This is a genomic window from Streptomyces sp. NPDC048751 (assembly GCF_043198595.1).
Lineage (GTDB): Bacteria > Actinomycetota > Actinomycetes > Streptomycetales > Streptomycetaceae > Streptomyces.
Genome location: NZ_JBICUX010000008.1, coordinates 122,633 through 137,144 on the forward strand (window position 1 = coordinate 122,633; position 14,512 = coordinate 137,144).

At 70.8% G+C, this 14,512-nt stretch carries 13 protein-coding genes; 6 read left to right on the forward strand and 7 right to left on the reverse strand.

The features are described from left to right. The first annotated feature begins 130 nt into the window (after positions 1-130). A complete protein-coding gene (locus tag ACGFNV_RS25435; RefSeq protein ID WP_393625300.1) occupies positions 131-2,920 on the forward strand; it encodes a penicillin acylase family protein in 2,790 nt (929 codons plus the stop codon). Positions 2,921-2,945: 25 nt separating this feature from the next. On the opposite strand, the gene ACGFNV_RS25440 is transcribed toward ACGFNV_RS25435, so the two are convergent. Next, a complete protein-coding gene (locus tag ACGFNV_RS25440) occupies positions 2,946-4,265 on the reverse strand; it encodes a serine-threonine protein kinase (protein ID WP_393625301.1) in 1,320 nt (439 codons plus the stop codon). Positions 4,266-4,349: 84 nt separating this feature from the next. Further along, positions 4,350-5,579 (reverse strand): exo-beta-N-acetylmuramidase NamZ domain-containing protein, encoded by a 1,230-nt coding sequence (locus ACGFNV_RS25445; protein ID WP_393625302.1) that lies wholly within the window; start codon positions 5,577-5,579, stop codon positions 4,350-4,352. Between the two features lie 197 nt (positions 5,580-5,776). Here ACGFNV_RS25445 and ACGFNV_RS25450 point away from each other — a divergent pair, with 197 nt between their 5' ends. The 3 genes from ACGFNV_RS25450 to ACGFNV_RS25460 are packed head-to-tail and all read left to right on the forward strand — an operon-like array spanning position 5,777 to position 8,834. Further along, on the forward strand, positions 5,777-6,541 hold the full coding sequence (locus tag ACGFNV_RS25450; protein WP_393625303.1) for an SDR family oxidoreductase: 765 nt from the start codon (positions 5,777-5,779) through the stop codon (positions 6,539-6,541). Continuing rightward, on the forward strand, positions 6,523-8,214 hold the full coding sequence (locus tag ACGFNV_RS25455; protein WP_393625304.1) for a class I adenylate-forming enzyme family protein: 1,692 nt from the start codon (positions 6,523-6,525) through the stop codon (positions 8,212-8,214). Before ACGFNV_RS25450 ends, ACGFNV_RS25455 begins: the two co-directional genes overlap by 19 nt. A gap of 26 nt (positions 8,215-8,240) precedes the next feature. Further along, positions 8,241-8,834: a TetR/AcrR family transcriptional regulator gene (locus ACGFNV_RS25460; RefSeq protein ID WP_393625305.1), complete on the forward strand. Its 594-nt coding sequence runs from the start codon at positions 8,241-8,243 to the stop codon at positions 8,832-8,834. Between the two features lie 66 nt (positions 8,835-8,900). On the opposite strand, the gene ACGFNV_RS25465 is transcribed toward ACGFNV_RS25460, so the two are convergent. Together ACGFNV_RS25465 and ACGFNV_RS25470 are read right to left on the reverse strand one after the other, a co-directional pair. After that, positions 8,901-10,115, reverse strand: coding sequence for an acyl-CoA dehydrogenase (locus ACGFNV_RS25465; protein ID WP_393625306.1), 1,215 nt, complete (start codon positions 10,113-10,115; stop codon positions 8,901-8,903). Between the two features lie 6 nt (positions 10,116-10,121). Next, positions 10,122-11,144, reverse strand: a complete 1,023-nt coding sequence (locus ACGFNV_RS25470; RefSeq protein ID WP_393625307.1) for a phosphotransferase family protein — start codon at positions 11,142-11,144, stop codon at positions 10,122-10,124. A 170-nt stretch (positions 11,145-11,314) separates the two neighbouring features. Between ACGFNV_RS25470 and ACGFNV_RS25475 the strand changes: the two genes are divergently transcribed. Next, a complete protein-coding gene (locus tag ACGFNV_RS25475; RefSeq protein ID WP_393625308.1) occupies positions 11,315-12,286 on the forward strand; it encodes an NADP-dependent oxidoreductase in 972 nt (323 codons plus the stop codon). 55 nt (positions 12,287-12,341) lie between these two features. Here ACGFNV_RS25475 and ACGFNV_RS25480 read toward each other — a convergent pair whose 3' ends face one another. Together ACGFNV_RS25480 and ACGFNV_RS25485 are read right to left on the reverse strand one after the other, a co-directional pair. Then, positions 12,342-12,689: a DUF202 domain-containing protein gene (locus ACGFNV_RS25480; protein ID WP_393625309.1), complete on the reverse strand. Its 348-nt coding sequence runs from the start codon at positions 12,687-12,689 to the stop codon at positions 12,342-12,344. Further along, complete coding sequence (locus ACGFNV_RS25485) at positions 12,686-13,078, reverse strand: YidH family protein (RefSeq protein WP_393625310.1); 393 nt, start codon at positions 13,076-13,078, stop codon at positions 12,686-12,688. The genes ACGFNV_RS25480 and ACGFNV_RS25485 overlap by 4 nt, the downstream gene beginning before the upstream one ends. Before the next feature lie 63 nt (positions 13,079-13,141). Here ACGFNV_RS25485 and ACGFNV_RS25490 point away from each other — a divergent pair, with 63 nt between their 5' ends. Continuing rightward, the gene (locus ACGFNV_RS25490) at positions 13,142-13,894 is read left to right on the forward strand and encodes a hypothetical protein (protein ID WP_393625311.1); all 753 of its coding nucleotides are present in this window, start codon (positions 13,142-13,144) and stop codon (positions 13,892-13,894) included. Here ACGFNV_RS25490 and ACGFNV_RS25495 read toward each other — a convergent pair. Beyond that, a complete protein-coding gene (locus tag ACGFNV_RS25495; protein ID WP_393625312.1) occupies positions 13,876-14,391 on the reverse strand; it encodes an NUDIX hydrolase in 516 nt (171 codons plus the stop codon). The two genes, ACGFNV_RS25490 and ACGFNV_RS25495, sit on opposite strands and share 19 nt — an antisense overlap. Positions 14,392-14,512 lie beyond the last annotated feature (121 nt).

Below are 14,512 nucleotides of genomic sequence, written 5' to 3' on the forward strand. Positions count from 1 at the left end.
GTGTCCGCCGTGACGTCCATGTCGACTCCTGACGACCCGCGTCGACTTTGCAAAAAGTGACGCTTGCTCATCTTCAATCTCGGGGATACCGGCGGTAACCTCCGGCTCACCCCCATCGCAAGGAGCTGCCATGCCGCGGCGAACCCCACGCAACGCTCTCGACAGACTGAGAACTCCCAGTCGATTCCCCGGGTTCCTGAAGAACGCTTCCGTATGCGTCCTGATAGCCGGGCTTTTGTCTCCGCTCACGCAGGCAGCGGTGGCGGCCGAGCCCACGGCCGCCGCCAACGACTACTGCGGCGGCCAGTGTTCCGACATCCTCCCTCCCGGTCAGAACGGCAATGCCACGCTTGCCCAGGTCCTCCTCAACCAGGCCTTCGGCACCCAGCCCGAGCACGCCGACGACCAGCTCGGCCCCTACGCCAACCTGGCCAAGGGCTACAGCACACTGACCAACGCCACCATCAACACCTTCTTCAACGACGCGTCGTTCGGAGTGCCCGCCGACCAGGTCGCCTCCACCCTCAAGCCGGCGAACCGCAGCGACGTGACGATCGTCCGTGACAAGAAGACGGGCGTGCCGCACATCACCGGTACCACTCGCTACGGCACCGAGTTCGGCGCCGGCTATGCGGCCGCCCAGGACCGCCTGTGGCTGATGGACGTCTTCCGCCACGTCGGACGCGGCCAGCTGACCGCCTTCGCCGGCGGCGCGCCCTCCAACCAGGGCCTGGAACAGCAGTTCTGGCGCAACGCCCCGTACACCGAGGCCGATCTCCAGGCCCAGATCGACAACGCGATCGCCACCAACGGCGCGCGCGGCCAGCAGGCCCTCGACGACGCCAAGGCCTACCTCGACGGCATCAACTCGTACATCGACGCCTCCGACAGTGGACGCTACTTCCCCGGCGAGTACGTCCTGACCGGGCACAAGGACTCCATCACCAACGCCGGCACCATCGACCACTTCAAGATCACCGACCTGGTCGCGCTCGGCTCCGTGATCGGCGCGCTCTTCGGCTCCGGAGGCGGCGGCGAGGTCAACAACGCGATCTCACTGCTCGCCGCCCAGGAGAAGTACGGCGTCACCGAGGGCACCAAGGTCTGGGAGTCCTTCCGCGAGCGCAACGATGCCGAGGCCGTCCTCACGGTCCACAACGGCGAGAGCTTCCCCTACGCCACCAGGCCCGACAACCCGCAGGGCGAGGCCCTGCCCGACCCCGGCTCGGTCGTCGAGGAGCCGCTGGTCTACGACCGTACGGGCAGCGCGGCCACCAGCACCGCCACCACCGCCTCCAGCTCGGCGGCCAAGACCGCCCTCACCTCCGCCAAGCGCGGCATGTCCAACGCCCTCGTGGTCAGCGGCAAGTCCACGGCCAGTGGCCACCCGGTCGCCGTCTTCGGCCCGCAGACCGGCTACTTCGCCCCCCAGCTGCTCCTGCTCCAGGAGATCCAGGGCCCCGGCATCAGCGCCCGCGGCGCCTCCTTCGCCGGCCTGAGCATGTACGTCGAACTCGGCCGCGGCCAGGACTACTCCTGGAGCGCCACGACCTCCGGCCAGGACATCATCGACACCTACGCCGTCGAACTGTGCCAGGACGACTACCACTACGTGTACCGCGGCACCTGCACCGCCATGGACAAGGTCGAGCGGCAGAACGCCTGGAAGCCGACCACGGCCGACGGCACGGCGGCGGGCTCGTACACCATGCGCGTGTGGCGCACGAAGTACGGACCCGTCGCGTACCGGGCGACCGTCGGCGGCAAGAAGGTCGCCTACACCACCCTGCGCTCCTCCTACCTGCACGAGGCCGACTCCATCATCGGCTTCCAGATGCTCAACGACCCCGACTACGTCAAGAGCCCGCAGACCTTCCAGAGCGCGGTGCAGCACATCAACTACACCTTCAACTGGTTCTACGCCGACTCCCAGCACACCGCGTACTACAACAGCGGCGACAACCCGGTGCGCGCGAACGGCGTCGACGCGGAGTTCCCGGTGTGGGCGCAGCCGGCGTACGAGTGGCGGGGCTGGAACCCGACGACCAACACCGCCGACTACACACCCGCGTCGGCCCACCCCAACTCCATCGACCAGGACTACTACATCTCCTGGAACAACAAGCAGGCCAAGGACTACACGACCGCGTCCTGGGGCGACGGCTCGGTGCACCGCGGCAACCTGCTCGAGGACCGGGTGAAGAAGCTGGTCGCGGCCGGCGGGGTGACCCGCGCGTCGCTGACGAAGGCGATGGCGGACGCGGCCACCGTCGACCTGCGGGCCGAGGACGTGCTCCCCGACCTGCTGAAGGTCGTGGGCAGCTCCACGGTCACCGACTCCACCGCCGCGGCCGCCGTCAGCAAGCTCCAGACGTGGCTGTCGGCGGGCGGCAAGCGCACGGAGACCACGGCCGGCTCGAAGAAGTACGCCGACGCCGACGCGATCCGCATCCTGGACGCCTGGTGGCCACTGCTGGTCAAGTCCGAGTTCGAACCGGGCCTCGGCACCGACCTGTACACCGCCTTCACCAACAACCTGCCCGTCGACGAGGCCCCGTCCGCGGGCCACGGCCCGACCGGCTCACACGCCGGAAGCTCCTTCCAGTACGGCTGGTGGAGCTACGTCGACAAGGACATCCGGTCGGTGCTCGGCGAGTCGGTGCAGGGACCGCTGGGCCGCAAGTACTGCGGCGGCGGCACCCTCAGCGCCTGCCGGGACATCCTGATCAGCACCCTGAAGGAGGCGGCGGGCAAGACCGCGGCCCAGGTCTACCCCGGTGACGACCAGTGCTCGGCGGGCGACCAGTGGTGCGCCGACTCGATCGTCCAGCGCACCCTGGGCGGCATCAAGCACGGCAAGATCAGCTGGCAGAACCGGCCGACCTTCCAGCAGGTCGTCGAGTTCACCTCCCACCGGTAGGCACCGGGACGGCGGCGGGCCCGCGTCAGCCGACGCGGCCCGCCACCAGCACCAACTGCGCCAGCTCCTTGTGCACGATGTCGCTGTGCGCCCCGGCCGGCGGCCCGCCGCGCCGGACCACGGCGGCCGCGTCGACGTTCACACAGCCGGACGTGGGCAGCGGCCCGCGCAGCGCGTCGGCGAGCTTCATCGCCTTGGTGCCCGGCACCGCCTGCACACCGTCGAACCCCATCGCCCCCCACTTGGCGCCCAGCAGGTTCCCCACACCGAAGCTCCCGACCAGGCCCTGCGCGTCACCCGCCACCCGCGAGGCCAGCGGGTACAGCGTGCCGAGCGCCGAGTCGTGCGAGGAGTAGCAGCACACCACAGGGCCGTCGACCCGGTTGTGCTGGCCCTGCAGGACACCGCCCGCGCGCGTGTCGTGCGGCAGCCGCGCCGCGAACGCGTAGTGGGAGAAGGCCCCTTGAAGCAGCGTCACGGACTTCACCGTGCGCACCCCCTCGGGCAGCCCGCGCAGCGCGAACGACACCAGCCGCCCGCCGAAACTGTGCCCCACCAGATGCACCCGCACGTCCGGCGCGGCCTCGGCGAGCTGCCCGACCACCCGGCCGAGCCCCCGCTCACCGACCGTCCCCGCGCGCCGCTTCATCGCGTAGTACGTCCCCTGCCGCAGCAACTCGTGCGCGCCGTCCCACGGGTTGGGCAGCGCGAACCCCTCGGCGCCGGGCGGGGCCTGGGCGAGCGCCAGGGCGGCCGCGAACTCCTCGCAGGCCGCCGCCGTGCCCCCGGCGAACATCTCGGGCTCGTCCTGCGGCACCCCTTCGGCCAGCGTGTCCGCGGTGAACAGGGCCTGTGGCCCAGGCGGCACGACGTCGACCAGCAGCCGGACCAGCCGTCCGAACTCCTCCAGCGCGCCGTCCTCGCTCGGCTGCTGCTCCAGCATCCGCGCGATCTGCTCCACGACCGTCGCCCGGCCCGGGAAGGTCTCGAGGAGTGCGTGCCGCGTCTCCTTGTCGAGCCCGACGCGTGGTGCGACGCCGGCTTCCGTGACGCGCGGGAAGTCCGGGATCGGCTCGTCCGAGAACCGCATCGACGGCCATACGACGCCCACGTAACCGATCTCGGCGTTCGGGGCCAGCTCCGGGAACGGAGCGAAGAAGCGGTCGTACAGCCGGGTCGCGATCGAGCGGTCGTTGTTCCAGCCGTGCGAGAAGACGACCAGGTCCCGCACACCGCTCGTCGGCACCTCCGCCAGCAGCCGGTCGCGCTGCCGGCCCTGCACGTCCCCGTCCGCGTCGAAGGTCAGTTCCCAGTAGGGAGTCACACTCATCGCCGGATCCGCCATGACAGGCCCCTTCCGTCCCCCGTTGCCGTGCGCGATGTGGGCGCATCGTCCTGCCAACGGGTGGAATTGGCCATACGTCACGGCTCATCCGTACAAGAGACACTCCTGGCGCAACCGCCGGAACGCCGTCAGCTCCCGCCGCCAGCCCGCGACCACCTCGTCCACGCCCGCGCCCGCGTCGATCGCGGTGCGCACCCAGGAGGAGCCGGTGAGCTTGTCGATCCAGTGGTCGGGCCGCCAGGCGAAGCCGCTCCAGACCCGCTTGGCGGTCACCAGGAGCGCGATCCCGGTGCGTACGGGGTCGAACGTGTCCCGGTCGTGCACATGGATCTGCACGCCGCCGACGGTCTGGCCCTGGAACTTGGAGAAGGTGGGGGCGAAGTAGGCCTCCCGGAAGCGGACGCCTGTCAGTCCGGCCTCGTTCGCCGCGGCCGCCCAGCGCGCGTCGACGCCCTCCGCGCCGAGCAGTTCGAAGGGGCGGGTGGTGCCCCTGCCCTCGGACAGGTTCGTTCCCTCGAAGAGGCACGTGCCGGAGTAGACCAGGGCCGTCTCGGGCGTCGGCATGTTGGGGCTCGGCGGGACCCAGGGCAGGCCGGAGGCGTCGTACCAGTCGGAACGCCTCCAGCCGGTCATCGTCACGGTCTCCAGCGGGACCGGTTCGGTCAGGAACCGCGCGTTGAAGAGTCGGGCGAGCTCCGCGACCGTCATGCCGTGCGCCTGGGAGATCGGCTGCCTGCCGACGAACGAGGCGAACTCCTTGTGCAGTACGGGGCCCAGTGCCGCCCGTCCCGTCACCGGGTTCGGGCGGTCGAGGACGACGAACCGTTTCCCTGCGAGCTGGGCCGCCTCCATGCAGTCGTAGAGGGTCCAGATGTACGTGTAGAAGCGTGCGCCCACGTCCTGGATGTCGAAGACGACGGTGTCGACGCCGGCCGCGGTGAAGATGTCGGCGAGGGGTTGTCCGCTCTTCTGGTACGTGTCGTAGACGGGCAGGCCGGTGGCCGGGTCGTCGTAGCGGCCCTCCGAGCCGCCGGCCTGGGCGGTGCCGCGGAAGCCGTGCTCGGGGCCGAAGACGGCCACGACGTTCACCCGGTCGTCGGCGTGCATGACGTCGACGATGTGGTGGGCGTCGCGGGTGATGCCGGTGGGGTTGGTGACGATTCCTACGCGGGCGTCGGCCAGGAGGGTGTAGCCGTGGGCGGCGAGGTTCTCGAAGCCGGTGTGGAGGCGGCGGGTGCTTGCGGCTTCCGCCGGGGCTGAGGAGGACGCGACGATGGCGGTGGTGGCGAGCAGGCTTCGTCTGGAGAGCTGCATGGGGTGACCGTAGGTGCTTCCGCCTGTTGTGGGGAGGGTGCGGGTTGTTTGTGGCTCGTCGCGCCCACGCGGCGGAGCCGCACATCGATACGGCCCCGCGCCCCTTGAGGGTGAGACCGTTGCCCCTTCCCTGCAACATACCGACCGGTTAGTCTGACGCTCACGGGGGAGTCGGAGCCGTGTGTCGAAGGGGACCGATGGTGGAAGCCGTGCAGGGTGCGGGAGTGGTCGTCACCGGAGCAGGGGGTGGCATTGGAGCCGCCCTCGCCCGGCGTTTCGCCGCGGAAGGGGCCCGGGTCGTCGTCAACGACCTCGACGCCGAGCGGGCCGAGGCCGTCGCCGACGAGATCGGCGGGATCGCCGTGCCCGGGGACGCCTCCCTGATCGTCGGTGATGCTCGGGACGCCCTCGGGGGTGCCGTCGACGTGTACTGCGCCAACGCCGGGGTTGCCTCAGGTGGCTCGGAGGCGGCCGGGGAGGCGGTCTGGGCGCTCGCCTGGGACGTCAACGTCATGGCGCACGTCCGGGCGGCCGAGGCGCTGCTCCCGGGCTGGCTGGAGCGGGGGAGTGGGCGGTTCGTGTCCACCGTCTCCGCGGCCGGGTTGCTGACCATGATCGGGGCGGCGCCCTACAGCGTCACCAAGCACGGCGCGTACGCCTTCGCCGAGTGGCTGTCGCTGACGTACCGGCACCGGGGGATCAAGGTCCACGCGATCTGCCCGCAGGGTGTGCGCACCGACATGTTGGCGGCCACCGGCAGCGCGGGTGACCTGGTGCTCCAACCGACCGCGATCGAGCCGGAGGCCGTCGCGGACGCCCTGTTCGAGGGGATCGAGGAGGACCGCTTCCTGATCCTGCCGCACCCCGAGGTCGCCGGGTACTACCAGGCCCGGGCCGCCACGCCCGACCGATGGCTGAGCAACATGAACCACATCCAGCAGAAATGGGAGGCCGAGCGGTGATCTCGTCGACCTCGTCCCCGTACGCGGCCAAGCCCTGGCTGGGGCTCCTCAACGAGGCCCAGCGCGCCCCTGTCGACCCGGCCGACTCCCTCGTGCACGCGCTGCGCCGGTCGGCCGCCGAAGCCCCGGACCGCACCTTCCTCGCCTACTTCGACGGCCGGCTCACGTACCGCGAGGTCGACGAGTTGAGCGACTCGGTCGCCGGGCATCTCGCGGCCCGTGGTCTGGAGCGCGGTGACCGGGTTGCCGTGCTGCTGCAGAACTCACCGCAGTTCGTGCTCGCCCTGCTCGGTGCCTGGAAGGCCGGCGCGATCGTCGTGCCCGTCAACCCGATGTACAAGGCGGGGGAGGTCACCCACGTCCTGCGGGACGGTGAGGTGACCGCGCTGGTGTGTTCCGACCGTGCGTGGGAGTCGTATCTGCGGGAGACGGTGGCGGACTCCCCCGTACGGATCGTGCTCACCGCTTGTGAGTTGGATTTCCAAACGCGTAACGACGCGCGCGTGCTCACCTTCGAGCGGGTGCCGGACGTTCCCGACGCCGACGATCTGACGGCCGTCGCCCGCGCGGGGCACCGGGCGCCGCAGGGGCGTGCCCTGTTCGCCTCGGACGTGGCGCTGATCAGCTACACCTCGGGCACGAGCGGCACCCCCAAGGGGGCCACCAACACGCACGGCAACATCATGTACAACGCCGAGCGGCAGCGGACCGGCCTCGACCTGCCCGACGCGCCCGTCTACTACGCGCTGGCGCCGCTGTTCCACATCACCGGGATGGTCTGCCAGCTGGGGGCCTGCCTCACCAGCGCGGGCACGCTCGTGCTGACGTACCGCTTCGAGGCGGGGGTCGTCCTCGACGCCTTCGCCGAGCACCGGCCGCACTACACGGTCGGGCCCTCGACGGCCTTCATGGCGCTGGCCGCCCACCCGGACGTCACACGGGACCACTTCTCCTCCTTCGTGAACATCTCCTCCGGCGGCGCACCGCTGCCGCCCGCGCTGGTGGAGAAGTTCCGGGCGGGCTTCGGGCCGTACATCCGCAACGGCTACGGGCTGACCGAGTGCAGCGCGCCCTGCGCGTCCGTCCCGCCCCAGCGGGAGGCGCCCGTGGACCCGGCCTCGGGGACCCTCGCGGTGGGCGTGCCCTGTGCCGACGGGGTCGTGCGGATCGTCGACGACCGGGGCGAGGAGGTGCCCCTCGGAGAGCAGGGCGAGATCGTCGTCAGCGGTCCGCAGGTGGTCCCCGGGTACTGGCGGCGTCCCGAGGCCACCGCGGAGACCTTCCCCGGCGGGGAACTGCGCACCGGCGACATCGGGTTCATGGACCCCGAGGGCTGGCTCTACGTCGTCGACCGCAAGAAGGACATGATCAACGCGTCCGGCTTCAAGGTCTGGCCGCGCGAGGTCGAGGACGTCCTGTACACCCATCCGGCGGTGCGCGAGGCGGCCGTCGTCGGCGTGGCCGACGGGTACCGCGGGGAGACCGTCAAGGCGTACATCAGCCTGCGTCCGGGCGCCGACACGGATCCCGATACGCTCGCGGCCTACTGCAAGGACAAACTGGCGGCCTACAAATATCCGCGGCAGGTGGAGATCCTGCCCGACTTGCCCAAGACGGCAAGTGGGAAGATCCTCCGTCGGGAACTGCGTTCCCGCGCCCACGACGGCCAGTAGGCATCACGGAAAGGCAGGTGGCGGCAGTGCCCAGGACGACGGACGGAGAGGGGACTCCCGTCCCGCAGCGGCTCCTCGCCGCCGCCACCCGGCTCTTCGCCGAGCGCGGATACGACCGCACCTCGGTGCAGGAGATCGTCGAGGCGGCCGGCGTCACCAAGGGGGCGCTCTACCACTACTTCGGCTCCAAGGACGACCTCCTGCACGAGGTGTACGCGCGTGTGCTGCGCGTGCAGCAGGAGAGACTCGACGCCTTCGCGGACGCCGACGAGCCGATCGAGAAGCGTCTGCGGGGCGCGGCGGCCGACGTCGTCGTCACGACGATCGACAACCTCGACGACGCGATGATCTTCTTCCGCTCGATGCACCACCTGAGCCCGGAGAAGAACAAGCAGGTACGCGCGGAGCGCCGGCGCTACCACGAACGCTTCCGCGCGCTCGTCGAGGAGGGCCAGCAGGCCGGCGTCTTCTCGAAGGCGACACCGGCCGACCTGGTGGTGGACTACCACTTCGGCTCGGTCCACCACCTGTCGACCTGGTACCGCCCCGACGGGCCGATGACCCCCCAGGAGGTCGCCGACCACCTGGCGGACCTGCTGCTGAGGGCTCTGCGTCCCTGAGGCCGTGTGACAGGAGTGCATGTGTAAGGGGCGGTCACCCATGGCGACCGCCCTTTACACATCACCTCACAGGTATTTCTTCAGCTCCCGGCGTGCCAGCGAGCGCTGGTGGACCTCGTCCGGGCCGTCGGCGATCATCAGCGTCCGCGCGCCCGCGTACAGCTCGGCCAGCGGGAAGTCCTGGCTCACACCGCCCGCCCCGTGCAGCTGGATCGCCCGGTCGATGATGTCGACGACCGCGCGGGGCGTCGCGATCTTGATGGACTGGATCTCCGTGTGCGCGCCCCTGTTGCCGACCGTGTCCATCAGCCAGGCCGTCTTCAGCACCAGCAGCCGCAGCTGCTCGACCGTCACGCGCGCGTCCGCGATCCAGTTGTGGACCACGCCCTGCTGGGCCAGCGACTTGCCGAAGGCCGTGCGGGAGACGGCCCTGCGGCACATCAGCTCGATCGCGCGCTCCGCCATGCCGATCAGCCGCATGCAGTGGTGGATACGGCCGGGACCGAGCCGGGCCTGGGCGATGGCGAAGCCGCCGCCCTCCTCACCGATCAGGTTCGACACAGGCACACGCGCGTGGTCGAAGATCACCTCGGCGTGGCCGCCGTGGTAGTGGTCCTCGTACCCGAAGACCTGCATCGCGCGCTTCACGGTGACACCCGGGGTGTCGCGGGGGACCAGCACCATGGACTGCTGGCGGCGGATGTCGTCGCCGTCCGGGTCGGTCTTGCCCATCACGATGAAGATCTTGCAGTCCGGGTTCATCGCCCCGGAGATGTACCACTTGCGGCCCGTGATGACGTACTCGTCGCCGTCCCGCTCGATGTACGTCGTGATGTTCGTGGCGTCGGAGGAGGCCACCTCCGGCTCGGTCATCGCGAACGCCGAGCGGATCTCACCGGCGAGCAGCGGCTCCAGCCACTGCTTCTTCTGCTGCTCGTCGCCGAACTGCGAGAGCACCTCCATGTTGCCGGTGTCGGGCGCCGCGCAGTTCGTCACCGTGGGCGCGAGCTGCGGGGAACGGCCGGTGATCTCGGCGAGCGGCGCGTACTGGAGGTTCGTCAACCCGGCGCCGTACTCCGCGTCGGGCAGGAAGAGGTTCCACAGGCCCTGGCGGCGTGCCTCGGCCTTCAGCTCCTCGACCACGGCCGGGGTGTCCCAGGGCGAGGCCAGCAGCGCGCGCTGCTCGTTCGCGACCTCTTCGGCGGGGTAGACGTACTCGTCCATGAAGGCGAGCAGCTTGGCACGCAATTCCTCGGTGCGCGCGTCGAACGCGAAGTCCATGGCTGGTCAGCCTTCCTGAAGAGTGGTCAGTCCGTGCTCGATGAAGACGGGGACGAGGTCGCCGATGCGGTCGAAGCCGCGGCCGACGGTCTGGCCCAGGGTGTAGCGGTAGTGGATGCCCTCCAGGATCACGGCGAGCTTGAACCAGGCGAACGCCGTGTACCAGGAGACCGCGGAGACGTCGCGCCCCGAACGCGCGGCGTACCGTTCGATCAGTTCTGCGGGTGCCGGATGCCCGGGGGCCTCGGCGGTGGTGGAGACCGGGGAGTCGGGCGCGCCGAGCGGCATGCTGTACATCACCAGCAGGCCCAGGTCGGTCAGCGGGTCGCCGAGCGTCGACATCTCCCAGTCGAGGATCGCCGTGATCCGGTCCTCTTCGTCGATCAGGACGTTGTCGAGGCGGTAGTCGCCGTGCACGACGGCCGGGGCGGGAGAGCTGGGCAGTCGGCGGCCGAGCGCCGCGTGCAGCTCGTCGACCCCCGCCAGTTCGCGGCTGCGGGAGGCGTCCAGCTGCTTGCCCCAGCGGCGCAGCTGGCGGTCCAGGAAGCCCTCGGGGCGGCCGAAGTCCGCCAGGCCCACCTCGGCCGGGTCGACGGCGTGCAGGTCGACGAGCGTGTCGACGAGCGACAGGACCGCTGCGCGTGTGCGCTCGGCACCGAGGGGAGCGAGCTGGTCGGCCGTGCGGTACGGCGTGCCCGGCACGAACTCCATCACGTAGAAGGGAGCCCCGAGCACCTCGTCGTCCTCGCACAGCAGCACCGGGCGCGGCACCGGCACCTTGGTCGGGTGCAGGGCGCTGATCACGCGGTGCTCGCGCTTCATGTCGTGCGCGGTGGCCAGGACATGGCCGAGCGGGGGCCGTCGCACGACCCACTTCGAGGTGCCGTCCGAGACCTCGTACGTCAGGTTCGACCGTCCGCCCTCGATCAGCCGACCGGTGAGGGGGCCCTGCGCCAGGCCGGGCCGCTCCCGGTCGAGCAGGCCGCGCAGCCGGTCGAGATCGAGTCCGGGCGGGTGGTCGGGGCTCATGCGTCGCTCCTACGGGCGAGTGAACGGAACGGGACCCGACTTATGATGCCGACCGGTCGGTATGTCGTCCAGTGCGCGAGCCGAACGTGACTTGAGCCACGATAGGCCGACAGGCGCGAATCTGGATATTCGGCTTGCGTGCCGTTCGGGTACCGCGGAGGGTCGATGCCATGAAGGCCATCAGCTACAGCCGGTACGGCGGACCCGAGGTGCTGGAGTACGGGGAGGTCCGCGACCCGAAGGTCGGGCCCGACGCCGTGCTCGTGAAGGTACGGGCCGCAGCGGTCAACCCCGTCGACTGGAAGTGCCGTGAAGGCTATCTGGACGGCATGCTGGAACCGGTCTTCCCGGTGGTTCCCGGGTGGGACGTCTCGGGGGTCGTCGTGCGGCCGGGGGTCTCCGTCACGGAGTTCGCGGTCGGAGACGAGGTGATCGGCTACGTCCGCGAGGACTTCCTCTCCCGCGGCACCTTCGCCGAGTACGTGGCCGCCCCGGTACGCACCCTTGCCCGCAAACCGCGCAGCCTCTCCTTCGAGGAGGCGGCCGGTCTGCCGCTCGCGGGGCTCACCGCGTACCAGGTGCTGATCAAGGCACTCCAGGTGAAGCGGGGCGAGACGGTCCTGATCCACGCGGCGGCCGGTGGGGTCGGCTCGATCGCCGTGCAGATCGCCCGCCATCTGGGCGCCCGGGTGATCGGTACGGCGAGCGAGGGCAACCACGCCTTCGTACGCGCCCTCGGCGGCGAGCCCGTGACCTACGGCGACGGTCTGACCGACCGGGTGCGAGGGCTGGCCCCTGAGGGCGTGGACGTCGTCTTCGACACGGTCGGCGGCGACGCCCTGCGGGCCTCGGTGAACCTCCTGGCCGCCGAGGGACGCCTCGCGTCGATCGCCGACCCGGACGTCCTGGAGTACGGCGGCCGCTACTGCTGGGTGCGCCCCGACGCGGAGGACCTGCAACGGCTGGCCGACCTGGCGGAACAGGGCGTGGTGTCGGTCCATGTGTCGGACACGTTCCCGCTGGAGCGGGCGGCGGAGGCGCACCGGCTCAACGAGGAGGGGCGGACGCGGGGGAAGATCGTGGTGACGGTGGAGTGGGAGGCGGAGGACGAGGACGAGCAGGCGGGGGCCACCGGGTACTAGGCAGGGCCACCGGCGGGTACCAGGCAGGGCCACCGTCTACAGGATGACTGAATGACTAGATGACCAGCGCTGCCGCGCACACGGCCATCGCCACCGTGCACGCGACCGCCGCCGCGGCCTTGCGGGGGGTGAGGGCCGGTGGGCGGGCCGTCGTGGCGAGGGTGTGGATACGGCCGTGGGCGACGAGCAGGAAGCCCAGCCACAGGGCGCAGCACAGGGCGCAGGCCGTGACTCCCGCGGCCGTCGCCCCGCCATGCAGTGCGGTCTTCACCGCGAGGACGGCGGCGACGGTGCTCGACAGGGTCGTACGCCGCCAGGCGAGCCGGGTGCGCTCCGGCTGGAGCCCGGGGTCGCGCTCGTCGCCCACCTCGGAGCGCGGCGCGTGGTCCGACTCGCCGCTCATCCGTCCCACCCCACGAGCACGACGAGGACCATCGCCACGGCGACCACCGCGACGACAACGCTGAGCAGGGCCGGGAACCGGGACACCGGCAGGTCCTCGCCGCGGCGCATCGCCCGCTCGCAGCGCATCCAGTGGTTCACCGCGCGCAGCGAGCACAGCACACCGGCCGCCAGCAGGGCGAGCGCTAGCCCGACGCGCCATCCCCAGCGCAGGTCGGGCAGGAACTGGTCCACGGCGAAACCTCCGCCGATGAGAGCCAGGGCGGTGCGCAGCCAGGCCAGGAAGGTGCGCTCGTTGGCCAGGGAGAACCGGTAGTCGGGGGTGTGGCCCTCCTCGCGGACACGCTGCGGGGCGAACCACAGCCGGACGTTTCGTACGAACTCGATCACGCGAAGGACCCTACCGGGGACGTGGAGAGGGCGTTGTCAGTGCCGCCCGCTACGGTTCGGCGCATGGAGATCCCCATGTCACTGGCCCGGTACGCGACGCCCGGCCACGGCATCGCCCCGGCCGAGCACCTGCTCGACCTGCCCGGGTTCTGGCCGGCGTACTACGGACCGGTCTGGGACGAGTTCGCGGAGGAGCCCGAGCTGTTCGGGGCGGACTCGGCGGACGTGGACGCGGCGGGTGAGGCGCTGTACTCCGCCGAGGAGGTGTGGCCCGCGTTCCGGGTCCCCCTGGCGGGCGGGCACCTGTTGTGGATCGTCCACCGCAACTTCCCCGAGGACTCCGGCACGGACTACCTGATCGCGCACCCCGACTGGGACCGGCACGCCTGCCTGGCCTCGATCGAGGGTCACTTCAGCGGACCGGGTCTGTCCTGGCCCGAACTGGTCGCCGTGGCCGAGTCGGCGCCGGCCGGGGAGGACGGCGTACGGGATCCGGCTCGGCGGCTGCTCCTGCTGCTGCCGGCCTTCGGTGACGGGGCCGCGCCGGAGGCGGAGGCGGTGGAGCGGATATCCGGCGCGCTGAGGTCCGTCGGGGCCGACGGCGAGGCGGCTCCCGAGCTGGCGGAGGAGCTCCTGGACCATCATTTCTGGGACCCGCCCACCTGGACGGCCCGGAGCCCGAGCCCGCTGGCGGTGTGCGACGGCGGGTACAGCCCCCGCAGGGTGCCGCTCGGGCTGGGCATCACCGCGGAGCAGGAGCGCGCCCTGGCCGAGGCGCTCACGGGCGGCCGCTCCGGTCAGCCCGCCGACCGGTAGGCCTTCAGCCGCTCGTACGCCGCCAGCCCGTCCGGGACCCACGTCCAGTCGGCCAAGCGGCGCTCGACCTCCTCCTCCGGCAGGAAGTCGTGCCAGGCGACCTCCTCGACCTGCGGCCGGACGGGCAGGTCGCAGCGGACCTCATAGACGGCCGACCACCAGGACTGGCCGGCGCCGTTGTCATAGAGGAACTTGAACAGGAAGTCGGGCCTGGGCAGACCGCTCACGCCGAGTTCCTCCTCGGCCTCACGCAGCGCCGCGTCGTCGTACTCCTCGCCCGCGCCCACGACCCCGCCCACGAACATGTCGTACAGGGAGGGAAAGACCAGCTTGGTCGGGGTGCGCCGGTGCACGAACACCCGCCCCTCGGCATCCCGGGCCTGGATGAACACACACCGATGCCGCAACCCAAGCGCATACGCCTCCCCACGCGGGGCCTGCCCCACCACCCGGTCACCCTCATCAACGATGTCCAGGACCTCGTCAGCAGCACTCATGGACCCATCCAAGCAGGGCCCTCCGGGGGTTTGGCGCCGTTGGGGGCCGGAGCCACCGGAGTGGGGGGCCGTCGGGGCGGCAGCTCGAGTCCCCCGCTCCGGGGCGCAGAGAAGCGGTGTG

Coding starts and splice junctions, on each gene's coding strand:
- ACGFNV_RS25470 (WP_393625307.1), bottom strand. CDS start 11,144: ATGAGCCCCGACCACCCGCCCGGACTCGATCTCGACCGGCTGCGCGGC.
- ACGFNV_RS25450 (WP_393625303.1), top strand. CDS start 5,777: ATGGTGGAAGCCGTGCAGGGTGCGGGAGTGGTCGTCACCGGAGCAGGG.
- ACGFNV_RS25435 (WP_393625300.1), top strand. CDS start 131: ATGCCGCGGCGAACCCCACGCAACGCTCTCGACAGACTGAGAACTCCC.
- ACGFNV_RS25480 (WP_393625309.1), bottom strand. CDS start 12,689: ATGAGCGGCGAGTCGGACCACGCGCCGCGCTCCGAGGTGGGCGACGAG.
- ACGFNV_RS25465 (WP_393625306.1), bottom strand. CDS start 10,115: ATGGACTTCGCGTTCGACGCGCGCACCGAGGAATTGCGTGCCAAGCTG.
- ACGFNV_RS25490 (WP_393625311.1), top strand. CDS start 13,142: ATGGAGATCCCCATGTCACTGGCCCGGTACGCGACGCCCGGCCACGGC.
- ACGFNV_RS25440 (WP_393625301.1), bottom strand. CDS start 4,265: ATGGCGGATCCGGCGATGAGTGTGACTCCCTACTGGGAACTGACCTTC.
- ACGFNV_RS25445 (WP_393625302.1), bottom strand. CDS start 5,579: ATGCAGCTCTCCAGACGAAGCCTGCTCGCCACCACCGCCATCGTCGCG.
- ACGFNV_RS25475 (WP_393625308.1), top strand. CDS start 11,315: ATGAAGGCCATCAGCTACAGCCGGTACGGCGGACCCGAGGTGCTGGAG.
- ACGFNV_RS25455 (WP_393625304.1), top strand. CDS start 6,523: ATGGGAGGCCGAGCGGTGATCTCGTCGACCTCGTCCCCGTACGCGGCC.
- ACGFNV_RS25495 (WP_393625312.1), bottom strand. CDS start 14,391: ATGAGTGCTGCTGACGAGGTCCTGGACATCGTTGATGAGGGTGACCGG.